This is a genomic window from Amycolatopsis sp. (assembly GCF_025464955.1).
Taxonomy (GTDB): Bacteria; Actinomycetota; Actinomycetes; order Mycobacteriales; family Pseudonocardiaceae; genus Amycolatopsis.
The window spans coordinates 85,587-109,555 of record NZ_JAODNM010000045.1 but is presented as its reverse complement, the minus strand read 5'-3'; the positions used below and the strand labels follow the sequence as shown (position 1 = coordinate 109,555).

Genomic DNA, 23,969 nt, shown 5'->3' with positions numbered 1-23,969 from the left:
GCGAAGGGGGCCTTCACGCATGCCTGCAACACGCTCGTCAGCCGACCGAGTTGATGATCACCTTTCCGCTGCCGATGACGATCCCGTCGGCGGTCTGCACGGTGAGCGGGCCGGTGAGCACCCGGCCGGCCGCGGGTGCGGCCGACGCCGTCACCGTGCCCGGAACGGTCCACGAACCGCCCGACGCGTGTACCGCGTTCACGTCGGTCACCGCGACCGAACCGAACGCGGGGTTGACGAACACGTCGGAGTAGTCATAGTCCGTGGTACCCGAGGGCACCGCGTATCCGTCGACGAGCGCGACCCACTGGCCGGCCGCCGGGTTGGCGATGGTCACCGCTTCTTCGGCGGTGGCCCCACCACTGGAACCGGCGAGCACACACGTCCCCGACGAGCAGTTGTACACCGAGAGATCGAGGTCGGCCGCGGGGTCCGAGGCGTTCCCGATCTTGACGTTCAGCGACTGCGAACCCGGGGTGACGGTGATCGGGTACTGCTGCTGCGCGCCCGGGGTGATCGACGGCCGGCGTGCCGACGCGCTGCCGAAAGGTCCGCCCGTCAGCTTGCCGGTGAAGGCGCCGAGGGTGTTGGCGACCGTGTAGCTCCGCGCCAGCGGCGTGCCGATGGTCGCCGAAGCGATCTCGTCCGGGTTCGGGGTGATCGCGGTGCCGAGCACCGAAGCGCTCAGCGACCAAGGTGCCGTTGCCACATCTGAGGTCCGGCGCGCTTCGACGTCGATCTCCCAGACGCCCGGTGCCGGGTTGGCCACCGTCCGGCTGGTCGGCGAGCCGCCGACACAGCCGGCGCCGCCGTTGGGGTTGTAGCAGTTCGTCGTCGAGGTGACGTCGAGCGGTACGCCGGTCGGGTCGTAGCGCAGGAACCGCACCTGGCCCTTGCCCGGGTCACCGCCGCCGGTGAGGTCGATCTTCAACGCGCTCGCGCCCTTCGGCACGCGGACGAATAGGCTGCTCGACTGGTTGCGCGCGATGGTGCCGGAGTTGTCGACCTTGAACCCCTTGTCGGCGGTGAACTCCGCCGGCGCGAAGACGGTGTTCATCGTCTGCAGGTCGACCCCGATGGTCAGCGGGTTGTCCAGGTACAGCAACGCTGAATGCACGCCGCCGGTCTTCGGGTCGACATTGACGTCGAAGCTGACCGGCTTGTTCAGCGGTAGCGTCACATAGCCCGCGGACGAGAACGTGCCGTCGTCACCGACCCACCGTGCGAGGTAGAGCACCGGCTTCGCCGACCCGGTGGTCCGGTTCAGCGTGTAAGTCCGCGTGTAGGCCTTGCCCGTGGTCACGCCTTCGCGGTCGTGGATACCGACACCGACGTTCGGCGTCGGCCGCAGCAGCGCGGTCTGCACGGTGTGCACCTCGACCGAACCGGTCACGGTGTCGGGCTTCGGGTTGAGCTGCAGCGCCAGGAACGCCGCGGGGACGTCGAACAGGCCCGCGCCCTGGGCGTAGGCGTCGATACCGCGGACGAACCGCGCGGTCGACTTGATCGCCGAACGCAGCTGCGCCACCGGCGGCCGCTGACCGCCGTGCGTGGCCTTGTATCCGCTGATCAGCAACGCGGCCGCGCCGGTCGCCTGCGGGGCCGCCATCGACGTGCCCTGCAGCATGGAGTAGCCGACGGGCAGCGGGTACGTGCCGACAACCGGGCTGGACTGCTCCCAGCGGGGCACGGTCGAGATCGCCGCGCCGGGCGCGACGATGTCGGGCTTGAAGCCGCCGTCCTCACGCGGACCGCGCGAGGAGAACGGGTGCAGGGACTCCGCGGCCTGGGTCTTCGACCCGTAGTTGGACAGCCAGGTTTCCTTGGTGATGTAGGAACCCACGCTGATCGCGTCGGTCGCGACCGAGGGGTCGCCGACCGAGTTGGCGCCCGCGCCGCTGTTGCCGGCGGAGATGAACAGCTGCACGTTGTAGGTCGCGATCGTGCGGTTGTACAGCTCGGCGCGCGCGTTGTTGCCGTCGTTGAGCGCGGGCAGCCCGCCGATCGAGATGTTGACGACGTCCGCGCCGTGCGTGGCCGCGTAGACGACGCCGTCGAGCAGGCCGCTCGACGTGCACGCGGAACTGGTCAGGCAGACCTTGACCGACATGACCTTCGCGCCGGGCGCCGCGCCGTCCATCTTGCCGCCGAACAGGTCGTTCCCCGCGGCGATCCCGGCGACGTGCGAGCCGTGCTCCGCACCCGCGATGCCGATGTTCACGAACCCGGCTTTGTCGGTCTGGACGACAAAGGCGATCCGCTCGGCGATGTCGGTCGCCGGGTTGTCGGTGCCGAAGTAGCCGACGTCGTACTTGTTCTTGTAGTCGGTCATCGGCTTGTCGTCGGTGAAGTCACCGTTGCCGTTGAGGTCTACCCGGACCTCTTTGGTCGCGGTGTCGAGCAGCACGCCCCAGGAGTCGGCGCGGTCGCCGTCGCGGTTGAGGTCGCCGCCGGTCTCGCTGCCCGCGGTGCCCAGGTCGCCCGCGGTCTCGGAGAACACGCCGAACGTGTAAGGGCCGCCGGTCGCCGGAGCTGTCCAGTTCTTGCCGCCCGAGGCGAACGCGCCGGTGTAGGTCGAGGTGGACAGCGGCACCCATGTGCCGTCGCCGGAGTCGGTGGAGTTCGCGTTGTACCAGTCGACGATCTTGCGCTCGCCGTGGCTGGTGGTCGCCAGCGGGGCGCTGTCGAGGTCGACGCCGGAGTCCAGCACGGCGACGGTGGTGCCCTTGCCGTCCCAACCAGGGAAGAGCTGGCCGAACTGGGCGGCGTGGGTGTCGCCGTTCGGGAGGTACGGGTTCACGCGCGGGGTGTCCTTGCCCGGCGCCGGCTGGGGCGCCGGATCGGCGGCTCCCTCGGGCTTCGGGTCGTCGCGCTGGATGAGCCCGTCGACGTCCACGGCGTTGACCGAGCCCAGGGCCGCGGCCTTTTCCACCGCGGCCACCGGCATGGTGACCTTGAGGTAGTCGAGCTTCGCGTCGGTCGAGGTGACCACGCCGCCGAGCGCGCGGAGGTCCTTCGCGGCCGCGTCGGACCTGCCCCGTTCGGCGGCGACCATCAGCGTGACGTCCGGCTTCCCGGCTTTCACCGCTTCCGCGACGAGTTGACGGTCGTGCTTGTCGAGCTGCTTGCCGCTGGCGGCGCCGGTGGCGGGGTTACTGGGCGCGACCGGCTGGGCGGATGCCTGGGGCGCTAGTCCGAGCACGGATGCGCTCAGCGCGGTGAGGAGCACGGTGATTCCGGCTCTGGATCTCCATCGGGACTTTGGGATCACTGCATCGACCTCTCTCGACTTGACCTGCGAGAGAAGTAGACATGGGGTTTTCTTTAACTTCAATCAGACAATTAGCCTATCTATCGCAATTCGTTGTGAGCCGAACGGCCTAATCACCCTCGCGTGCGGAGTGCCCTGCCAGAGTGGGCGGTATGGATGAGGTGCTTCTGAGCCGTGTTCGGCTCGGCTCCCGCGGATCAGTGGCCGACGTGCGGATCGGCGACGGCCGCGTCACCGCGATCACCGCGGACAGGCAGGCCCCGGCCGGCGCGCGGGTAATCGACGGCGACGGCGGCACCTTGCTGCCCGGCCTGGTCGACGCGCACGTCCACACCGTGCAGTGGGCCGCTGCTCGGCGCCGCGTGTCGCTGGCGGAGGCGACCTCCGCGACCGAGGCCGTCGACCTCGTCGCCGCGCACACCGCGGCTACCTTCAACACCGGCGACGCTGGTGACGTCGTTGTCGCCGTCGGTTTCCGCGACGGGCTCTGGGCCGACGCGCCGCACAAGGACCTGCTCGAACGCGCGTTGCCCGGCCGCGCGGTGGCCCTGTTCAGCAACGACCTGCACACCCTGTGGCTCAGCCCGGCCGCGTTGAAGCTCGTCGGCCGCGACCATCCCACCGGTGTGCTGCTGGAGAACGAATGCATGGCGGCCACCGCGGAGCTGCCCTCGGCGACGCCCGAAACCGAGGACCGCTGGGTCGCCGAAGCACTTGATGCCGCCGCCGGACGCGGGGTCACCGGGATCGCCGACTACGAGTACACCGACACCGTCGCCGACTGGACAAGGCGGATCGCCGCCGGCCCGCCCGCGGTACGGGTCGCCTGCGTGATCGCCAGGTTCGCGCTCGACCTCGCCATCGAACGCGGGCACCGCACGGGCGACGCCGTGCCCGGGTCGGACGGGCTGCTCACCATCGGGTCCTACAAGCTGTTCGTCGACGGTTCGCTGAACACCCGCACGGCCTACTGCCACGATGCCTATCCGGGCGTGCCGTCGCACGGAAACCTCGAGCTGCCGTTCGAAGAGCTTGTCGCACTGATGAAACGTGCCGCCGCGCACGGGATTTCCCCGGCCGTGCACGCGATCGGCGACCACGCCAACACCCTCGCGCTCGACGCCTTCGCCGCAGCCGGGTGCCCCGGCCGGATCGAACACGCCCAGCTGCTGCGGCCGGAAGACCTGGCGCGGTTCGCCGAACTCGGCGTGGTCGCGAGCGTGCAACCGGCTCACGCGCCGGACGACCGGGACGTCGCGGACCGATACTGGGCCGGTCGCACCGGCCGCGCGTTCCCCTATGGCGGCCTGCACGCGGCCGGCGCGCGCATCGAGATCGGCTCGGACGCTCCGGTGTCGCCGCTCGACCCGTGGGATGGCATCGCGTCGGCAGTAACCCGAACTGACGACGAGCGTGCTTCGTGGCATCCCGAGCAGGTGATCCCACTCGACGTCGCCTTGCGGGCGGCGTCCGGGGGTCGGGGGAGGGTGAGGGAGGGCGAGGTGGCAGACCTGATGATCACCGCGGACGACCCGGCCGACCTCGTGCCGTCGGCGTTGCGGCAGCTGCCGATCACGGCGACGATCCTGGCGGGCCGTCCGACGTTCCTGGCGTGAAATCGCTTTCCGGCGATGCCGAACTACGCCACGATGACGTCCATGACCGATGACATCCTGCGGGTGCCGGGAGCCGATCTCTTTTACCGCACAAGAGGCTCAGGCCCGCTACTGCTGCTGGTCCAGGGCGGCGGCGGGGATGCCGACGGCACCGACCCGATCGCCGTCCACCTCGAAGCTCGGCACACGGTGCTGACTTACGACCGGCGCGGTCTGTCCCGCAGCGTGCTCGACGACCCGGACGAGGTGCCGTCGATGGACACGCACGTCGACGACATGCACCGGCTGCTCGTGTTTCTCACCACCGAGCCGGTCCCGATGTTCGGTACGAGCTTCGGGGCTTTCGTAGGCCTTGAACTGGTCAGCCGCCACCCCGCGCAGGTGGCGGTGCTCGTCGCCCACGAACCGCCCCTGCGTCAGGTGTTGTCCGAGGCGGACCTGGCCCGTTTCCGGGCGCTGCAAACGAAAATGAGTGAGGCGGCGCAGCGCGGCGAGTCCACCGACGCGTTCGCCGTGGAGAACGGCATGGACTTCGATGATCGTGAACCGGGCGTGGAATTCGGCCCGTCCACCGAACAGGGCGTGGCGAACGACCTCTTCTTCCGCACCCGGGACATCCCGAGTTTGAACCGGCACCAGCTCGACCTCGGCAAGCTGACCGCTCAACACGAGCGGATCGTGCCCGCAGTGGGTGCGACCTCGAGCCAGGCGTACGCCGGACGCTGCGCGGTTGAGCTGGCAGTGTGTCTGGGCGTCGAGCTCGTCGAGTTCCCGGGCAGCCATGTCGGCCTCTCGACGCACCCCCGCGCGTTCGCCGCGAAACTCGAGCAGGTCCTGACCGGCTAAGTCGTGTCCCGTGGATCTCGGTCGATGGGATTCGTGATCCAGGTGGTCGCTGGCAAGGCGGAGCGGTGCCCTCGTACCGGTGCTGGACTCGGGCATCGCGACAACGCGGCCAGCGGCCGCCTGGGCGCGGATACCGCGACCATGGATCTGCGGGACACGGCCTAGGCCGCTGTCGTGAGCGGGGTCGTGGTCAGGTCGGCGCGGGAACCGACCGGTTCCACGACCAGTGCCGTCGCGTTGTCCGAACCGCCGAGCGCGATCGCGGTCTCGACCAGCGCCGACGCCGCGTGTTCCGGCTGGGCGAGGATGTCGAGAATGGTCGCCGCGGTCAACGTCTTGTGCACGCCGTCGCTGGTCAGCAGGAGGCCGTCGGCGTGGGTTTCGGCGGTGCCGATCTCGTGGGCGCCCGCGGTGAGCACGCTGGTGGTGACCATGTGCTCCATGTGCGGCGCGGTCGGCTGGCCGTGGTCGCGGAAGTACTGGGCGAGCGTGTGGTCGGTGGTCAGCTGGCGGAGCGTGCCACCACCGGTCGAGTAGGCGCGCGCGTCGCCGACCCAGGCGATCCGGTAGCCCGCGCCGTCCGGCAGGGGCATCGCGACAACGAGGACGCAGTCGCCGGTTCCCCGGAGTTCCAGGACGGCGTGCTGGGCGGCGAGGACTGCGGCGACCGGACCGGCCGACACCGGCGAGCGGACCGCGGCCGCGGCGGCCGTGCGTGCCGCCTGCGCCGCGCTCTCGTGGTCTCCGACGCCGTCGGCCAGCGCGAACACGTCAGCGAAGGCACCCACGGCGTCCGCGTTGATCGTCCGCGGTCCCCGTGCGCTCGCGGTGTTCCAGCGGGTGCCGGGTTCGACGGCCGGGAACTGATCGGTGGGAAGCATGGGGGCCTCCTTCTGCTGCCAGGGCTGTTCGTTACTTCCACTCTGCGCCCGGCTCCTGTGGTCATCCTGTGGGGCGGTTAAGACGAAGCTGTCGACTTTGCCCATACCGGTCACGCCACTCGCCGCCGACCTGCGGTCGCAAGTCGGCGGCGAGGTGCCGGTGCGGCTACTTCGTCAGGTCGTAGACGGTCTGGCCGCCGACGGTCGTGGCGGTGAAGTTCGCCGTGACCCAGGAGGTGATGTCGCTGGACCCGCCGCCGCGATCGTTGCCGGCGATGAAGTAGGTGATCTGCTTGTCGGCGACGTACTGCTTGAACTCGTCCAGCGTCGGCGCCGGGTCGCTGCCGGAGAAGCCGCCGATGCCGATCACCGACTTGCCACTGGCGAGCTCCAAGCTCCCCGCGGACTGTGACCCGGACGTTGCGGCCGCCCACTTCGTGGTGGTCTGCTGGAGCAGGGTCGTCACGGCGCTGTCCGTGGACCCTTCACCGCCGCGTCCGCCGAAACCGCCCATCGCGCCGCTCGACGGACCGGAGGTCGGGATCGAGCCGGTGTGCGGCTGGGACACGGTGTCCACCGCGTACGCGGCCGTGCCGAGTCCGAGGGTGAGGACGATGACCGCCGCGAGCACGGTCGTCAGCTTCTTGAACTCGTGCACGCCCATCACTACCGCGGTCGCGACCGGTACCCCGAGCACGAGCAGTGCCCAGCGCAGCGCCGGGAGCCAATCGGGGGTGCGGTCGAGCAGGATGAATCCCCACACCGCGGTGACCGCGATCATCGAGCCCAGGACGGCCCTGGCCGCGAGGTTCGCCCGGCCCGCCCAGAGCGCGCGACCGGCGATGGCGACCACGGCCGCGATGGCCGGGGCGAGCGCCACCGAGTAGTACGGGTGGATCGTGCCGCTCATGAAGCTGAACACCAGCCCGGTCACCAGCAGCCAGCCGCCCCACAGGACCAGCGCCGCGCGGGTGCGGTCGGTACGCGGTGCCCGGCGGGTGAACCAGAGCCCGGCGACCAGCCCGATCAGTGCCGCCGGAAGCAGCCAGGAGATCTCGGTGCCGAAGGTCGCGCCGAACATCCGCCCCAGCCCGGTGGCCCCGCCGAAAGCGGTGTTGCCGCCGCCTCCACCGAAGCCGCCGCCTCCTCCGCCATTGCCGTCACCGCCGAAGATCCGGCCGAGTCCGTTATAACCGAGCGCCAGCTGCAACAGGCTGTCGCCCGTCGAACCGCCGATGTACGGGCGGCTCGAAGTGGGCCACAGCGCGACCAGCGCGACGTACCAACCAGCCGAGACGACCACCGCGACGGTCGCGCCGAGCAGGTGCAGCAAACGTTTGCCCGGGGACGTCGGCGCCGCGATCAGGTAGACCAGCCCCAGGGCGGGCAGTACCAGGAACGCTTGCAGCATCTTGGTCAGGAAGCCGAACCCGATCGCCGTCCCGGCGAGGACGAGCCACCACGGGTTGGCCTTCTCCAGCGCGCGCACGACGCAGTACGCGGCGACGATCATCAGCAGGACGAGAAGCGCGTCGGGGTTGTTGAAGCGGAACATCAGCGCCGCGACCGGGGTGAGCGCGAGCGCGGCACCGGCGAGCAGCCCGGCCGCGGGGCCCGAGGTGCGGCGGACCGCGGCGAACAGGGTCCCCACCGACGCCACGCCCATCAACGCTTGCGGGGCCAGGAGGGTGAAACTCGAGAAGCCGAAAACGCGGCCGAACGCGACGTCGACCCACAGGGCCGCGGGCGGCTTGTCGACGGTGATCACGTTGCCCGGGTCGACCGAGCCGAACAGCCATGCCTCCATGTTCTGCGTGCCGGCCTGGACGGCGGCCGCGTAGAACGAGTTGCCGTAGCCGGAAGCGGTGAGGTCCCAGAAGTACAGCACCGCGGTCGCGGCCAGCAGGCCGAACAGGGCAGGCCGCTGCCAGCGGGGTCGCCCAGGCGGGCTCGCGGTGGGCGGTCGATGCCGGGCCACCGGCGGTGCGTCGGCGAGCGAGGTCATTTCAGTTCTCCCTGTCGGAGGTAGAGGTTTCGGCGGTCGCGGGCGTGCGGCGCGGGTGGAACACCCAGCCGCGCAACAGGAGGAAACGCAGCACCGTCGCGGCCAGGTTGGCTCCGACCAGCACAGTGAGTTCGAGCCCCGGGCCGGGGTTTGTCAGCGCGCCGAGCAGCGCCAGCGAACCGCTGGTCAGCACCAGTCCCAGCCCGAAGACGACCAGCCCTTCGAATTGGTGGCGGCCGGCTCCGCGCGAACCGCGGATGCCGAAGGTGACCCGCCGGTTCACCGCCGTGTTCGCCACGGCGGTGATCAGCAGCGCCACCACGTTCGCCGCCTGCGAGCCCACCTCGCCGCGCAACGCGAGGAACAGCAACACATACGCGAGGGTGCTGAGGACACCGATCGCGGCGAACCGCACGAGCTGCTTCGCGAGCCCCGGTGCGACGCCCGGGGTCTGGACCCCGATGGGTTCCCGTCCGAGCTGCGCGCGCAGGTCGCGGATCGGCAGGTCACCGGAGGTGGTGGCCCTGATCAGCCGCGCGACGCCCTTCAGATCGGCCTTCGCCGTGGCGACGATGTCGACCGACGAGTCCGGGTCGTCCACCCAGTCGACGGGCACCTCGTGGATCCGCAGCCCCGAACGCTGGGCGAGCACGAGCAGCTCGGTGTCGAAGAACCAGCCGGTGTCGGTCACGTGCGGCAACAGCCGCTCGGCGACGTCGGCGCGGATCGCCTTGAACCCGCACTGGGCGTCACTGAAGCGGGCGGCGAGCGCGCCGCGCAGGATCAGGTTGTAACACCGGGAAACGAACTCCCGTTTCGGCCCGCGGACCACCCGCGCGCCGCGGGCCAGCCTGCTGCCGATCGCCAGGTCCGAGTGACCGGAGAGCAACGGCGCGATCAGCGGCCAGAGCGCGGCGAGATCGGTGGACAGGTCGACGTCCATGTAGGCCAGTACCGCGGCGTCCGAAGTGGACCAGACCTGCCTCAGTGCCCGGCCGCGGCCCTTCTCGTCGAGATGGGCGACGACGACTTCGGCGAATTCGCGCGCCAGCCGCTCGGCCACCCGCAACGTGCTGTCGGTGCTGGCGTTGTCCGCGATGGTGATCCGGAAGCCGTACGGGAAATGGTGGACGAGGTGCGCCAGCAGCCGGCGCACGCAGGGTTCGAGGTCGGTTTCCTCGTTGTAGACCGGGATGACCACGTCGAGCACGGGCTCCGGGCCGTGGAGGGGGACCGGGCTCGTTCCGGGACGCTCGGCCGTGCCGGTGACGGAGTTGGGGAGCGAGACTGTCATGGGAACCACCATTCCGATCCGTGCTTTGGTGACCGTGTGCTGCCGCTGTGTCCCCGCTGTGCCTTTCCGGCGTCCGCGCGGGGAATCCGATCAGGCGGCGAGGTTGTAGACCGTGACTCCGCCGACGGTCGTGGCGGTGTAGTTCGCCGCCACCCACTCGGCGATCGTCTGCGCCGCGTTGCTGCCGCTCTGGGAGCCGGTTCCCGAACCGGTACCGAGGAAGTAGTGAATCCGTCGACTGTGGACGTACTGCTGGAACTGGGCGAGGGTCGGCGACGGATCTGTCCCGTTGAAGCCGCCCACGGCCATCACCGGAGCCCCGGCCGCCAACTGGTAGCCGGCCGCGGGATTGGAACCGACCGTGGCGGCCACCCAGGCGAAACCGCTGCTTCCGTTGCTGAGCAATGAAGTCAGCGACGCGCCGGGCGTGGTGCTGCCGAGCAACGTGCCGATGCCGCCGCCACCGCCGTTCCCGCCGGGACTCCCGCCGAACGAACCCCCGCCGCCAGGGCCGCCTCGGGCTCCGCCCGACGTTACCGACGGCCCGGCCGAGGGGATGGCGCCGCTGTGCGTAGAGGCCGCGGTAGCCAGCGTGTACGCACCGGTGCCTGCCAGCGCGGCGATGATCGTGAACACGGCGACCCCGCGCCGGGCGGCGCCCGGCAGGTGACCGGCCAGCAGGACGAGTCCCGCCGCCGCCAGGCCGCCGACGAGCAGTGTCGGTGCGAGCCAAGGCAGCCAAGTGCTCTGCTGCCGGAGCAACAGGAAAGACGTCAGCGCGGTCAACGCCACCCCGCTGGCGAGAATTCCGGCGGACAGCGGATCTTCGCGCCGCCGCCACAGCTGTGCGGCGCCGGTCCCGGCGAGCGCGGCGATCGCCGGCGCCAGCGCGACCATGTAGTACGGATGGATGATCCCGTCCATGAAACTGAAGACCGCGCCGGTGACGAGCAGCCAGCCGCCCCACAGCACGAGCGAGGCGCGGCCTGGGTCGGTACGGGGCGCCCGGCGGTTCAGCCACAGTCCGGCGGCCAACGCGAGCAGGGCGGCGGGAAGCAGCCACGCGATGCCCCCGCCCATTTCGGAGCCGAGCAGGCGTGCCCACCCGGCGCCGTTCTGGGCGCCGCCGAGGCTGCCGACCTCGTCCCCGGTGATCCGGCCGAACCCGTTGTAGCCGAAGACGAGTTCCCACAGGCTGTTGGTCTGGGAACCGCCGATGAACGGCCGGTCCGCCGCCGGCCAGAGCGCGACGACCGCGAGGTACCAACCGGCCGAGACGACGACCGCAGCCAGTGCGCCCATCAGGTGCAGCAGACGCTTTCCGAGGGATACCGGCGCGGCCAGCAGGTAGACGACAGCGAATGCCGGAAGCACCAGAAACGCCTGCAGCATCTTCGCCAGGAAACCGAAACCGACCGCCGCCCCGGCCAGTGCGAGCCAACCAGGACTCGCCTTTTCCAGCGCCCGCGTCACACAGTAGGCCGCCGCGACGAGCAGCAGGACGAGTAGCGCGTCCGGGTTGTTGAACCGGAACATCAGCGCCGCCACCGGTGTCAGCGCGAGCATCGCCCCGGCCAGGATTCCCGCGGCGGGGCCGGAAACTCGCCGTACCCCGGCGTACAACAGGCCCACCGAGCCGACGCCCATCAGTGCCTGGGGCACCAGGATTGCCCACGCGTTGACGCCGAACAGCCGAGCGGACAGGCCCATCACCCAGAGCGCGGCCGGGGTCTTGTCCACGGTGATCGAGTTCGCCCCGTCGCTGGAACCGAAGAACAGCGCCTTCCAACTCTGCGTCGCGGCTTGGGTCGCGGCCGAGTAGAAGGTATTCGCCCACCCAGACGCCCCCAAGCCCCACAGGTACAGCAAGGCAGTGGCCAGCAGCAGGGCGAGCAGGGCGGGACGTACCCAGCGGGGGTCGTCGGCCTTCCCGCGAAAGAGCTTGCCTGCCAACGAAAAGGGCGGACGCGGTGCGGCGTCGGCGCGGCTTGCGCGTTCGGTGAGGACTGTCATGGGCTCAAGGATCAGGTGCTGACCTGGGGGAGGCCCATGGCGACACTGTGGTTGCGCTGTGCCTGACGGGCCAGCGGGATCCGGACGGCGAACTCCGTGCGACCCGGTCTGCTCGTCACTTCGACCGTGCCGTGGTGAGCGAGCACCACCGCCGACACGATCGCCATGCCGAGCCCCGTTCCGCCGGCGGTGCGGGACCGGGAGGAGTCGCCGCGGGCGAACCGTTCGAACACCGTCGGCATGAGCGCGCCGTCGATGCCAGGGCCGTCGTCGACGACGCTCAGAACGGCGCTGCCGTCGGGTGAACGCGCCAGCGACGTCGTGACCGTGGTGCCCGGCGGCGTGTGCAGATGGGCGTTGGAGAGCAGGTTGACCAGGACCCGGTGAAGCCGTTGCGGGTCGCCGAGGACGACTACGGGCTCGTCCTCGAGTTCGAGCTGCCAGCGGTGGTCCGGCCCGGTGACGTGCGCGTCGGTGACGGCGTCGACGACGGTCATCGAGAGATCGACCTCGACGGCCTCGAGTGGCCTGCCCGCGTCGAGCCGCGCGAGCAGGAGGAGATCGTCGACGAGGGTGGTCATCCGGGCGGCCTCGGACTCGATGCGGTTCATCGACTGGGCGATGTCCGGTGGGACGGGTTCCCGGCTGCGCCGCGTGAGTTCCGCGTACCCGCGGATCGCGGCGAGCGGCGTGCGCAGCTCGTGGCTTGCGTCCGCGACGAACTGGCGCACCCGCGTTTCGCTCGCGTGGCGTGCCTCCAGCGCATTCGAGATGTGGCTCAGCATGAGGTTCAGCGCCGCGCCGACCTGACCGACTTCGGTGCCCGGATCCGTGTCTATCTCGGGCACCCGCACCGAAAGCAGCACGTCACCGCGTTCGAGCGGGAGCTCGGCGACCTGTCCGGCCACCGCCGCGACCTGGTCGAGCGGTCGCAGTGTCCGTCGTACCGCGAACGCGCCGAGCAGGCCTACGCCGATCACCCCGGCGCCCGCGACGCCGGTCAGGATCAGCCCGACCGTCAACAAGGTGTCTTCGACCGGTTTCATCGGCAATCCGGTGACGACCACTCCGTCGCCGATGGAGACCGCGGTGAGCCGGTAGTCGCCGAGGTCACCGAGAGCTCGGGTGTACGGCTTGCCATCGACGGGGAGCTGTTGCAGCGTTGTCTGTTGTGCGGGGTCGAGGGTCTGGGGGCGGCCGTCGTTGGTCAGGGTTCCGGCGTCGAGGACCTGTCCGCCGCCGAACTGGGCGTTCAACGTGCCGGCGGCCTGTCCCGGCGCGTCGAGGGGGTTGTGATGACCGCCGTCCTGCGGTGGCGGCCGCTGGGTGAATTCGCTCGCCCGGCCGCTCGCGCTGCGGAGCTGGCCGTCGATCTGGTCGGTGAGGAACACCCCGAGTGCCAGCTCGCTGACCACACTGATCACGAGACAGACCACGGCCAGCAGGGTGACCAAGAACAGGATCAGTTTCGCGCGTAGCGGCCACCGCCGGGGTCGCCGCCACCGGAGCGGTCGCGGCAGCGTCATCTCTTCACTGTCGGACGGGTTCGTGTGGTCCTGTTGTGCGTTGCCTGTGTAAGAACTGTGTGATACCGGGCGCCGTTTCGAGGTCACAGGGGCTCCCCATGCAACCCACAGTCGGCACTCAGCGTGCTCGCCGAATCTGGCTCTAGCCAGCAGACCGGAACCAGACACGGGAGAAGCGCCATGAGCACCGAGCAGAGCAACACGATCGAAGCCCCCGCATCCTCCACTTCGGACACTCAGTCCTCGTGGGGTGCCGCCGACGGCAAGCCCTCGGCCGGCTGGTCCCGTCGCAAGACGATCGCCGCCGTCGCGATCGCCGCGGGGGTGGCCGGGATCGGCGGCGCGGTGATCTGGGCGTCGAGCGGTTCGTCCACCGCGACGACCGGTCAGGGGTTCGGCGGCACGGGCGGCCCCGGTGGGGGAGCGCGCTCGGGTGCGTCGGGTGCGCTGCCCAATGCGTTGCACGGGGAATACGTGGCTTCGGACGGCAACGGCGGTTATGAGACCGACCTGATGCAGCTCGGCAAGGTGACCGCTGTCGGCCCGACTTCGGTCACCGCGCTCAGTTCCGACGGCTTCAGCCAGGTGTACACGGTGGACGCGGCGACCGCCGTCGGCACGGGCACCGGGACGTCTTCGCTGGCTACCGGTGACACGGTGACCATCGTCGCGAAGACGACGGGCACCGCCGCGACCGCGAAAACCGTCACCGAGGGCACCACGGCCGGCGCCGGCCCGGCTCTGTGACCCTTGGCGGTGCTCCCGGGTCACCGTCATAGCTGTCTCGACTGGCGTTTGCCGGTTTCGGCCGACAGTCGGACGGTGTCGAGCAAGCGGTGCAGGCGGACTCCGGCCGCGAAGCCGGGAGTCCGTCGGGTACCGGACCGGATGTCCTCGGCCAACGTGGCGTAGAGCCTCGCCACATTCGTCCACTCCGCGGCGGCGCCTGGCGGCTCCAACGGAACCGGGAGTTTCAGCCAGTTCATTTCCCGGCCGTGGCGGATTCCGTACAGGTCGAGCTCGCTGATCTGCACACCCATCGGGGCCTTGTCTCCGGTGGAAACCAGGAAAAGGTCTCCGCGGGTGCCCTCGATCTCGATCCGGGTACCCGCCGCTGTGGGCTTGCCGTCGTGGAGGTGGACCGAGACGGCGGCACCTCCCGCAAGCCTGCCGTGCAAGAGCAGGTGGTCCGGGCTGCTCACCTCGACCGGGCGCCCGGTTTCCGTGACCCGGTGCTCAGGCCGCTGAACTGACAGGTCCGCTGAAAGCTCGGTGAACTCGCCAAGCAGGTATTCGACGAGGTCGAGGGTGTGTCCGCCGGCAACCTCCAGCAACCCGGCGCCGTTCTCGCGTTGATAGGTGTACTCGGACCAGCCGGGCACCGTCTCCTCGGCGCCTTTGCTCCTCGTGGCGTGCACAGTCACGGACAGGACGCGGCCGACGTAGTCGTCCGCGATCAGCGCCTGCGCTTGCAGCACAGTGAACGAATACCGGGCTTGGAGGCCGATCGCGTCGTGCACTCCGGCGGCGTCGGCGGCCTGCGTCAGGCTTTCCGCCTCCGCGGTGGTGCGGGTGAGCGGCCATTCGCACAGCACGTGCTTGCCGGCGTCGATCGCCGACCGGACGAGCTCGAGGTGTGCCGGGACCTTGACCGTGACGACGACCAGGTCCACCTCGGGATGTCGGCTCAGTTCCCCTGCGTCGGCGAAGGCGTGTGCCGCGCCGAACGCCGCGGCGGCGGCGTTCGCGCTCTCCCGACGCGTGGTGCCGACAGCGGTCAGCCGGAAGTCCGGCAGCGCCTTCAGCGCGGGGACGTGGGCTCGGGCCGCCCAGCCGCGTTCCGGCGCGGCACCGATGATGCCCACCTTGATCTTTCCCCGGCCGAATCCGGATGCACCGCGCATGATCTGCCTCCCCAAGTCAACGAACCCCAGTAGCGAACCCCAGTAGCGAATAAGCGGACTTCTCGGGTCCGCTTATTCGACGATAGCGCAACCGGACCTCAGAAGTCCACTTACTGTTAGGGTGAATCCCGTGAGCGATGTGGAAGCGCCCGGCGCGGCTGTCGAGCGCTTGCTGGCCGAAGGCAAGCCGCGGGCGGACGCCGAGCGGAACGTGCGCCGCCTGGTCGAGGCCGCGAGGGAGGCCGTCGCCGAGGTCGGGGTCGACGTCACCGCGCACGAGATCGCGCGCCGGGCCGGCGTCGGCATCGGCACGTTCTACCGGCGGGTCCCCTCGCGGGAGGTACTGCTGGTCGCGGTGTTGTCCGACACCATCGCCGAGATCGTCGAGTTGGCGGGCCGGGCCCTCGAAGACCCCGACCCCTGGCAGGGCTTCCGAGAGTTCGCCACGGCCTTCATCGGCCTGCGCGCGGCGAGCTGCGGGATCAACGAGGCGCTCGGCGGCGATTCGGGCCTGGACCTGGACGGACCGCTGGCCGAACTCAGGCTTCGGCTGCGGCGGATCGTGGAACGAGCACAGGAAGCGGGCGCGATGCGCGTCGACATCGCCTGGCCCGACGTCCCGTTCCTGCTCGCCGCCGCGATGCCCGGTGAGCACACCATCGGCCTGCGTGCGGACGGGGACCAGTGGCGGCGGAATCTGCGCGTGGTTCTCGACGGTCTCCACACACCTGCGCCGCCCTGGCCCGAGCCGGGGTCCGGGCCAGGGGAGCCCCAGCCCGGGGCCGGTGGCCCGCTGGCCTAGACTCGGTCGTCCGGGCCCGCAAGCAGGGCCGGGAAATACCACCCCATGTTTCACTACCCGATCAAGGCTCGAGGAGATTACGTTGAAGAGCACCGTCGAGCAGGTCAGCCCGACGCGAGTAAAGATCAATGTCGAGGTGCCGTTCGACGAGCTCAAACCGAACTTCGAGCGCGCCTACCGCAAGATCGCCCAGCAGGTCAAGATCCCGGGCTTCCGTCCGGGTAAGGCCCCCGCTCGCGTGCTGGAAAGCCGGATCGGTCGCGCCCCGGTGCTCGATGAGGTCGTCAACGAGGTCATCCCGGCCAAGTACCTGGAAGCGGTGCGGGCTGGCGAGGTCCGCACGCTCGGCTCCCCGGAGTTCGAGGTGACCAAGCTCGAGGACCGCGAGGTGCTCGAGTTCACCGCCGAGGTCGACATCCGCCCCGAGATCACGCTGCCCGACTTCGCCGGACTCACCGTCAGCGTCGACGACGTCGAACTGACCGACGCCGAGGTCGACGAGCAGCTCGACGAGCTTCGCGCCCGCTTCGGCACCCTCACCGGTGTCGAGCGTCCCGCCGAGGACGGCGACTTCGTCTCGATCGACCTCTCCGCGACCGTGGACGGCGCGGAGGTCGAAGAGGCCTCGACCACCGGGCTGTCCTACGAGATCGGCTCCGGCCAGCTCGTGGACGGCATCGACGAGGCCATCATCGGAGCGAACGCCGGCGAGACGAAGACCTTCGTCACCAAGCTGGTCGCGGGCGAGTTCACCGGCCAGGACGCCGACGTCAGCGTCACCGTCCAGACCGTGAAGCAGCGCGAGCTGCCCGAGGCCGACGACGAGTTCGCCCAGCTGGCGAGCGAGTTCGACACCATCGACGAGCTCAAGGCCGACCTGCGCGAGCGCCTCAGCCGCGTCAAGAAGATGCAGCAGGGCGTCCAGGCCAGGGACAAGATCCTCGAGTCGTTGCTCGCGGACACCGAGGTCCCGATCCCGGAGAAGGTCCTCGAAGGCGAGATCGAGAACCGTAAGCACGACGCGATCCACCAGTTCGACCACGACGAGGCCGCGTTCGCGCAGGCTCTCGAGGCCGAGGGTAAGACCGTCGAGCAGTTCGACATCGATGTGCGCGAGGAGGCGGAGAAGGCGGTCCGCACGCAGCTGCTGCTGGACACCATCGCCGACAACGAGAAGACCAGCGTCAACGACGGTGAGCTCACCGAGCGCATCATGTACCAGGCGCAGCGGTTCGGCGTCAGCCCCGACGAGTACGTGCAGCGCGCGCAGCAGTCCGGTCAGCTGACCGCGATCTACGCCGACGTGCGGCGCGGCAAGGCGCTCGCCTCGGTGGTCCGCCGGGCCACCGTGCTCGACGCCTCGGGCACCGAGGTCGACCTCGACGAGCTGTTCGGCACCGAGGAGCCGGCGGAGGTCGTCGACGGCGAGGTCGTCGAGACACCTTCGGGTGAGCTCGAGGAGACCCAGGTCACCGCTGGAGCGGCCGAAGGCACCGATAAGTAAAGCTCTCAGCGAACTTGGGCGGTGTCAGGCATTCTGCACCGCCCAAGTTCGTTAGTGTCGATTGCAAGATCTTCAGCATCTTCAAACGAAGCAGTGGCCCTTTTCCACCGGGGCCAGAGCGGCGAAAAGGCAGGCAGACGTGACGCAGCACATGCCCCAGGCGCGGTCGACGACCGCGGGGCTCAATCTGACCGATTCGGTGTCCGAGCGGCTGCTCGCCGAGCGCATCATCGTGCTCGGTTCCGAGGTCAACGACGAGATCGCGAATCGGATCACCGCGCAGCTCCTGCTGCTCGACGCCGATGACTCCGAGTCCGACATCCGTTTGTACATCAACTCGCCGGGTGGCTCGGTCACCGCCGGATTCGCCATCTACGACACCATGCAGCTCATCAAGCCGGACGTGCAGACGTACGCGATGGGGCTCGCCGCGTCGATGGGGCAGTTCCTGCTTTCCTCGGGCACCCCCGGCAAGCGCTACGCGCTCCAGCACGCGCGCATCCTGATGCACCAGCCCTCGGCCGGGGTGGGCGGTACCGCCTCGGACATCGCGATCCAGGCTGAGGTGTTCGGCAAGTGGAAGCAGGAGCTGGCGAAGCTCACGGCCGAACAGACCGGCCAGACCGTCGAGCAGATCGTCAAGGACGGCGACCGCGACCGCTGGTTCACCGCTCAGGAGTCGAAGGACTACGGGTTCGTCGACCAGGTACTGACGCGGGAGAACCCGACCCCGAACACGGACAGCTGACCGGGCCGGTAGAAGGAGAATCCCCATGAGCAACTTCCAGCTTCCGGAGTCCAGCGGCCTCCGGCTTCCGCAGTCCCGGTACATCCTGCCGTCCTACGTCGAGCGCACCAGCTACGGGATCAAGGAATCGAACCCGTACAACAAGCTCTACGAAGAGCGTCAGATCATGCTCGGCGTGCAGGTCGACGACGCGTCGGCCAACGACGTCATGGTCCAGCTGCTGCACCTCGAGCACGAGGACCCGGACCGCGACATCACCATCCTGATCAACTCGCCCGGTGGCTCGCTCACGGCGCTGATGGCGATCTACGACACCATGCAGTACGTCCGTCCCGACATCTCCACGATGTGCATCGGGCAGGCGGCCTCGGCCGCGGCCGTGCTGCTGGCGGCGGGCACCCCGGGCAAGCGGTTCTCCCTGCCGAACTCCCGGGTGCTGATCCACCAGCCGGCCATAGAAGGCACCTACGGGCAGGTCTCCGACCTGGAGATCCAGGCCAACGAGATCCAGCGCGTGCGTCGTCTCCTGGAGACCACGCTGGCCAAGCACACGAACAAGGATCCCGAGCAGGTCCGCAAGGATATCGAACGGGACAAGATCCTCACCGCCGAAGAGGCGAAGGAGTACGGGATCATCGACGAGGTCCTGCCTTACCGGAAGGCCTCGGCGAACTAACCTGTGTCGCCCGCTTAGCGCGTAAACCCCGCATCGGTGCGTGTCGAGGAACGGCACGCACCGGTCGCGGGGTCTAGTGTCTCTCTGGCACGGCGACCAGCTCGCACGTCGTTTAGCGGGAAGGTCCTCCCGCCGGGCGCGCTGGGCGGGTAACGTCAGTGGCACTGCGTGCAGGGTCCGCCACCGAACAAGAGGCGGGCCCGCGGCGCCGGCGGAGCAGGACCACGAGGACAATCAGGTGCACGCAAACGTGCACCGGAGGGGACGAGGTCAACGGACATGCCACGAATCGGCGACGGCGGCGACCTGCTCAAGTGTTCTTTCTGCGGCAAGAGCCAGAAGCAGGTGAAGAAGCTCATTGCCGGGCCCGGCGTGTACATCTGCGATGAGTGCATCGATCTCTGCAACGAGATCATCGAGGAAGAACTGGCCGAAGCCGGTGAGGTCAAGCTCGACGAGCTGCCCAAGCCCGCGGACATCCACGAGTTCCTCGAGCAGTACATCATCGGCCAGGACGACGCCAAGCGGACGCTTGCGGTCGCAGTGTACAACCACTACAAGCGCATCCAGGCCGAGGAAAAGGCCGGCCCGAAGGACTCCAAGGACGAGCCGATCGAGCTCGCGAAGTCCAATATCCTGATGCTCGGCCCCACCGGTTGTGGCAAGACCTACCTCGCCCAGACCCTGGCGAAGCTGCTCAACGTGCCGTTCGCGATCGCCGACGCCACCGCGCTGACCGAAGCCGGTTATGTCGGTGAGGATGTCGAGAACATCCTGCTGAAGCTGATCCAGGCGGCCGACTACGACGTGAAGCGCGCCGAGACGGGCATCATCTACATCGACGAAGTCGACAAGATCGCTCGCAAATCGGAGAACCCCTCCATCACCCGGGACGTCTCCGGCGAGGGCGTGCAGCAGGCCCTGCTGAAGATCCTCGAGGGCACCACCGCCTCGGTCCCGCCGCAGGGCGGACGAAAGCACCCGCACCAGGAGTTCATCCAGATCGACACGACGAACGTGCTGTTCATCGTGGCCGGTGCCTTCGCGGGGCTTGAGCGGATCATCAACGAGCGGGTCGGCAAGCGTGGCCTCGGCTTCGGTGCCGAGATCCGTACCAAAGCCGAGATCGAGAGCAGTGACGTCTTCTCCGACACCATGCCGGAGGACCTGATCAAGTTCGGGCTCATCCCCGAGTTCATCGGTCGGCTGCCGGTCGTGGCCAGCGTCACCAGCCTCGACAAGGAGTCGCTGGTCTCCATCCTGACCACACCGCGAAACGCGCTGGTCAAGCAGTACAAGAAGCTTTTCGAGATGGACAACGTCGAGCTCGAGTTCACCCCGACGGCGCTGGAGGCCATCGCCGACCAGGCGGTGCTGCGCGGTACCGGAGCCCGAGGACTGCGCGCCATCATGGAAGAGGTCCTGCAGTCGACTATGTACGACATCCCCAGCCGGGACGATGTCGCCAAGGTCGTCATCACCGAGCAGACCGTACGAGACAATGTGAACCCGACGATCGTTTCGCGGCAGCCGTCCCGGCGGCAGCGCAGCGAACGTGGTGAGAAGTCGGCATAGCGGTCCCAGGGCCGCATGCCTTGAGATCGACTGGAAAACAGGATGACAACCGTGCCGCTGACCGCTCCTCGCGGTGACAATGAGATCTCGGGCAAGGAAGCCTCGGACAGGGCCTCCGGCCCCGTCCCCGAAGGCGACACCGGAACCGGCCGGCGAGCCGAGATCCGGGGCATCGGTGATGTCGCGCAGCGCATCGTCAAGGCGGCCTACCTCGGCCACCCGCGGCTGCACCGCGCGCTGGTGGTCGTCCTGTGGGTCTTGACCGGGGTCTGCTTGGTCGCGATCGCGACGCGGTTGTCGGCGCTGCCGTTGATCCCGATCCCCTTGTTCGGGGTCGGCGCCTACGCGCTGCGTCGCATCCGGGCCACGGACGTCGAAGACCACCGTCGGCTGCTGTCGTGGACCGGGTTGTTCCTGCTGGCGGTCCTGGTCGGCTTCTGGTTGCTCTCGGTTGTGGGCCGTTGGGTCAGTTGACCCATTCAATGGTTCGGCCGGGTTACCCCAGGGTGTGACCAGTCGCACCCTGGTAGCCGTTTGACGTGCCTGTCCACCGGGTAGGTGAGTAGGTAACCGTCCATGAACCAGGGGAGGCCATCGATGTCGTCGATCGCTGAGCCCTTCGTTCACCCGGCCCTGTTCTACCGCGGAGCTGAGGAGTACCTGGCCGGAACGGTCCCGTTCATCCTTGCCGGACTCGCCGCGGGGGAGCCGGTCGCAGTGGCGGTGCCCGCGCCGAACCTCGCGCTGATCGAAGCCGCACTCGGCGAGCACGCAGCTTCGGTCAAGCTGCTGGACATGGCGAAGGCCGGCCGCAACCCGGGCCGCATCATCCCCGGTGTGATGCTCGCCTTCGCCGAAGCCAACGCCGGACGTGTGCGGGTCATCGGTGAACCGATCTGGGCGGGTCGGACGGCACTCGAATACCCGGCCTGTCTGGCGCACGAAGCCCTCACCAACTTCGCGTTCGAAGGCCGGGAAGCCACAATCCTGTGTCCGTACGACGAGGCCGGCCTGGACAACGCGGTGCTCGAGGACGCTGCTCGCACCCACCCACTGCTGATCGACCACGGCGTGGAACGGGAGAGTCGCAGGTACGCCCCGGACGAGGTCGTGAGGGGAGTCCGTCGCCCCGCGCGTCCGCCGTTTTTCTCCGCTGAGCTGGAGTTCGACCTGGCGGGGTTGGCGGTGGCACGGCGTTTCGTCGCCGGCTACGCGACGCAGTATGGCCTGTCTCCCTCGCGGGTGGAGGACGTGACACTCGCCGTCTCCGAGCTCTGCACCAACAGCGTCCTGCACGGCAGGGGCCACGGAACGCTCTACGTCTGGTGTGAAAACGGCCAGCTTGTCTGCGAGGTTGCCGATGGCGGCCGGATCACCGACCCGCTGGCCGGGCGTCGTCTGGCGGATATCGGTCAGCCCGGCGGACGCGGGCTGCTGCTGGTCAACGAGGTGGCCGACCTGGTCAGGATGCACAGTGACGCGGACGGCACCACTGTCCGGGCCTACTTGAACCTCTGACCGGGGACGTTGCGGCCGACGAAGGCGACGAGCCCCGGCACCACCGTCCGGTTGAACGAATCCCCGTGGACCCCTGGCGCGGTGTAGGCCACGGCCGGCTGCGCCGCGGCGAAGTACTCCCGTACTCCAGTGATGAACTGGTCTTCGGTACCGCACCAGATCCCGGTCTGCACTCCCTTGAGCGCCGACACGTGGCGAAGCGGGTCCATCGACGCCCAGTCCGCGGCGTCATGGAAGGCGTTCCGCTTGCTCATTTCCGGCCAGGTCGTGATCAGGGCCGGCGCGAGCGTCGCGACCGCCGACGTCGGCTGGTGCCGCTCGACGCGTCTGCGCGTGTACAGCAGCGCGCCGAAGCCGCCCATCGAAATTCCGGTGGCCGCGAACGGCAAGCCGCCGTCGCCGCCGAGGCCACGGGCGGCAAGCCACCGTGGCACCTCTTCGAGCAACATCGTCATCGGGTCGTCGCCGGGCTGGTTTTCGTGCCAGTAGCTGTCTCCGCCGTCGACGGCGACGAACCCGAACGCGGGCACCGCGCCGGCGGCGACGTCGGTGGCGAGCCGATCCACCAAGCCCGTCGGCGCGGCGTAGCGGGCGCTGCTGTGCAGCCCGTGCAGCAGCAGCGACATCGGCAATCCGGGCGCCGGATTCGGCGGCAGGAAGGTGATGAAGTCGATTTCACGCCGTCGCGCGGCGGAGTAGACCCGCTCGAACCTGGTCACCCCGTGGACTGCGGCGGGGGAGTCGGCGCCGAACGTCAGCCCCAGCGTCGCGCCGAGACCGGCAGCGCCGAGCCCGGAGGCGCCGGCGATCAGCAAGGACCGCCGGGTCAGCTTCCGCTGCTCGGCGTTCACTCGGTGATGACGCGGTGGTCGCCGGTATACAAGTTCATACTCTCGCCCCGCAGGAAGCCGATGAGCGTCATCCCGCTCTCCTCGGCAAGCTCGGCGGCGAGCGAGGAGGGCGCGGACACCGCGGCGAGCAGGCCGATCCCGGCCATCGCCGCCTTCTGCACCAGCTCGAACGAAGCCCGGCTCGACACGAGCAGCGCCGTGTCGTGCAGCGGGATCCGACCTTCCAGCAGCGCCCAGCCGAGGACCTTGTCGACCGCGTTATGCCGTCCGACGTCCTCGCGCACGACGAGGAGGGTGCCGTCGCCGGTGAACAGCGCCGCCGCGTGCAGACCGCCTGTCGAGGCGAACACCTTCTGCTGTTTGCGCAGCTCAGCGGGCAGGCCAGCGAGTACCGCGGTGGTCACCTTGATCGTCGAGGCACCCGGATCGAACCGGGTCTTCACCTTGATCGCGTCGAGTGCGGCCTTCCCGCAGACTCCGCACGAAGACGTCGTATAGAAGTTGCGCTCGACCCCGGTTTCCGGTGACGGGACGCCTTCGGCCAGCGCCAGGTCGAGCACGTTGTAGGTGTTGCGACCCTCGTCGTCGACGCCGTCGCAGTATCTGGCGGTGCGGATGTCCTCGCGGCTGCCGATCACCCCCTCGCTGAGCAGGAAGCCGTGCGCGAGCTCGATGTCGCTGCCGGGGGTGCGCATCGTGACGGCCAGTGCCTTGCCGTTGACCCGCACCTCCATCGGTTCCTCGGCGGCGAGGGTGTCCGGCCGCCGCCGTTCGCCGTGCGCGGACAACATCCGGACCGGACGCCTGACCGTGACCCGTCCCATCAGTCCCTCACTTCTTTCGCTCACGAAAATGTTCGACAGTCTGTGGTGTCGCGGGCCACACTAAGTAATACTTTGTTCGTTGATCACATACCGCTTTCCACATACAGTCTACGGA

At 69.0% G+C, this 23,969-nt stretch carries 20 protein-coding genes; 11 read left to right on the top strand and 9 right to left on the bottom strand.

The features are described 5' to 3' along the window. Positions 1-37: 37 nt before the first annotated feature. Positions 38-3,229 carry a S8 family serine peptidase gene (locus tag JWQ81_RS10115; RefSeq protein ID WP_297539915.1) on the bottom strand — a complete coding sequence of 1,064 codons (3,192 nt, stop codon included), beginning with the start codon at positions 3,227-3,229 and terminating at the stop codon, positions 38-40. A 194-nt stretch (positions 3,230-3,423) separates the two neighbouring features. Here JWQ81_RS10115 and JWQ81_RS10110 point away from each other — a divergent pair, with 194 nt between their 5' ends. The 3 genes from JWQ81_RS10110 to JWQ81_RS10100 are packed head-to-tail and all read left to right on the top strand — an operon-like array spanning position 3,424 to position 5,898. After that, the gene (locus JWQ81_RS10110; protein WP_297539913.1) at positions 3,424-4,887 is read left to right on the top strand and encodes an amidohydrolase family protein; all 1,464 of its coding nucleotides are present in this window, start codon (positions 3,424-3,426) and stop codon (positions 4,885-4,887) included. Positions 4,888-4,929: 42 nt separating this feature from the next. Beyond that, on the top strand, positions 4,930-5,733 hold the full coding sequence (locus tag JWQ81_RS10105) for an alpha/beta hydrolase (RefSeq protein ID WP_297539911.1): 804 nt from the start codon (positions 4,930-4,932) through the stop codon (positions 5,731-5,733). A gap of 24 nt (positions 5,734-5,757) precedes the next feature. Next, on the top strand, positions 5,758-5,898 hold the full coding sequence (locus JWQ81_RS10100; protein ID WP_297539909.1) for a hypothetical protein: 141 nt from the start codon (positions 5,758-5,760) through the stop codon (positions 5,896-5,898). Here the strand turns inward: JWQ81_RS10100 and JWQ81_RS10095 are convergent. The 5 genes from JWQ81_RS10095 to JWQ81_RS10075 form a co-directional block, all read right to left on the bottom strand. After that, complete coding sequence (locus JWQ81_RS10095) at positions 5,895-6,614, bottom strand: serine/threonine protein phosphatase (RefSeq protein WP_297539907.1); 720 nt, start codon at positions 6,612-6,614, stop codon at positions 5,895-5,897. The two genes, JWQ81_RS10100 and JWQ81_RS10095, sit on opposite strands and share 4 nt — an antisense overlap. Positions 6,615-6,780: 166 nt before the next feature. Continuing rightward, positions 6,781-8,619: a glycosyltransferase family 39 protein gene (locus tag JWQ81_RS10090; RefSeq protein WP_297539906.1), complete on the bottom strand. Its 1,839-nt coding sequence runs from the start codon at positions 8,617-8,619 to the stop codon at positions 6,781-6,783. A gap of 1 nt (position 8,620) precedes the next feature. Then, positions 8,621-9,913 carry a bifunctional glycosyltransferase family 2/GtrA family protein gene (locus tag JWQ81_RS10085; RefSeq protein ID WP_297539905.1) on the bottom strand — a complete coding sequence of 431 codons (1,293 nt, stop codon included), beginning with the start codon at positions 9,911-9,913 and terminating at the stop codon, positions 8,621-8,623. 90 nt (positions 9,914-10,003) lie between these two features. Continuing rightward, positions 10,004-11,926 (bottom strand): glycosyltransferase family 39 protein, encoded by a 1,923-nt coding sequence (locus tag JWQ81_RS10080; protein WP_297539902.1) that lies wholly within the window; start codon positions 11,924-11,926, stop codon positions 10,004-10,006. 11 nt (positions 11,927-11,937) lie between these two features. Then, positions 11,938-13,452 (bottom strand): HAMP domain-containing sensor histidine kinase, encoded by a 1,515-nt coding sequence (locus JWQ81_RS10075; protein WP_297539899.1) that lies wholly within the window; start codon positions 13,450-13,452, stop codon positions 11,938-11,940. A gap of 180 nt (positions 13,453-13,632) precedes the next feature. Between JWQ81_RS10075 and JWQ81_RS10070 the strand changes: the two genes are divergently transcribed. Then, on the top strand, positions 13,633-14,199 hold the full coding sequence (locus JWQ81_RS10070) for a hypothetical protein (protein ID WP_297539897.1): 567 nt from the start codon (positions 13,633-13,635) through the stop codon (positions 14,197-14,199). Between the two features lie 26 nt (positions 14,200-14,225). On the opposite strand, the gene JWQ81_RS10065 is transcribed toward JWQ81_RS10070, so the two are convergent. Further along, entirely contained in the window at positions 14,226-15,356 is a 1,131-nt protein-coding gene (locus JWQ81_RS10065) for a Gfo/Idh/MocA family oxidoreductase (protein WP_297539895.1), read from the bottom strand. A gap of 130 nt (positions 15,357-15,486) precedes the next feature. On the opposite strand from JWQ81_RS10065, the gene JWQ81_RS10060 reads away from it, so the two are divergent. The 7 genes from JWQ81_RS10060 (at position 15,487) to JWQ81_RS10030 (ending at position 22,179) form a co-directional block, all read left to right on the top strand. After that, a complete protein-coding gene (locus JWQ81_RS10060) occupies positions 15,487-16,158 on the top strand; it encodes a TetR/AcrR family transcriptional regulator (protein WP_297539893.1) in 672 nt (223 codons plus the stop codon). Positions 16,159-16,240: 82 nt separating this feature from the next. Then, positions 16,241-17,662 (top strand): trigger factor, encoded by a 1,422-nt coding sequence (gene tig / locus JWQ81_RS10055; RefSeq protein ID WP_297539891.1) that lies wholly within the window; start codon positions 16,241-16,243, stop codon positions 17,660-17,662. A gap of 139 nt (positions 17,663-17,801) precedes the next feature. After that, entirely contained in the window at positions 17,802-18,410 is a 609-nt protein-coding gene (locus JWQ81_RS10050) for an ATP-dependent Clp protease proteolytic subunit (RefSeq protein ID WP_297539889.1), read from the top strand. A gap of 25 nt (positions 18,411-18,435) precedes the next feature. Continuing rightward, complete coding sequence (locus JWQ81_RS10045; protein ID WP_297539887.1) at positions 18,436-19,086, top strand: ATP-dependent Clp protease proteolytic subunit; 651 nt, start codon at positions 18,436-18,438, stop codon at positions 19,084-19,086. A 279-nt stretch (positions 19,087-19,365) separates the two neighbouring features. Continuing rightward, entirely contained in the window at positions 19,366-20,661 is a 1,296-nt protein-coding gene (gene clpX, locus JWQ81_RS10040; protein ID WP_297539885.1) for an ATP-dependent Clp protease ATP-binding subunit ClpX, read from the top strand. A gap of 42 nt (positions 20,662-20,703) precedes the next feature. After that, positions 20,704-21,135, top strand: a complete 432-nt coding sequence (locus JWQ81_RS10035; protein ID WP_297539883.1) for a hypothetical protein — start codon at positions 20,704-20,706, stop codon at positions 21,133-21,135. Between the two features lie 123 nt (positions 21,136-21,258). Next, a complete protein-coding gene (locus JWQ81_RS10030) occupies positions 21,259-22,179 on the top strand; it encodes a sensor histidine kinase (protein ID WP_297539881.1) in 921 nt (306 codons plus the stop codon). Here the strand turns inward: JWQ81_RS10030 and JWQ81_RS10025 are convergent. Continuing rightward, the gene (locus JWQ81_RS10025) at positions 22,164-23,030 is read right to left on the bottom strand and encodes an alpha/beta hydrolase-fold protein (protein WP_297539879.1); all 867 of its coding nucleotides are present in this window, start codon (positions 23,028-23,030) and stop codon (positions 22,164-22,166) included. The genes JWQ81_RS10030 and JWQ81_RS10025 overlap by 16 nt on opposite strands. Further along, positions 23,027-23,854 carry a formate dehydrogenase accessory sulfurtransferase FdhD gene (gene fdhD, locus JWQ81_RS10020; RefSeq protein ID WP_297539877.1) on the bottom strand — a complete coding sequence of 276 codons (828 nt, stop codon included), beginning with the start codon at positions 23,852-23,854 and terminating at the stop codon, positions 23,027-23,029. The genes JWQ81_RS10025 and fdhD overlap by 4 nt, the downstream gene beginning before the upstream one ends. Between the last annotated feature and the right edge of the window lie 115 nt (positions 23,855-23,969).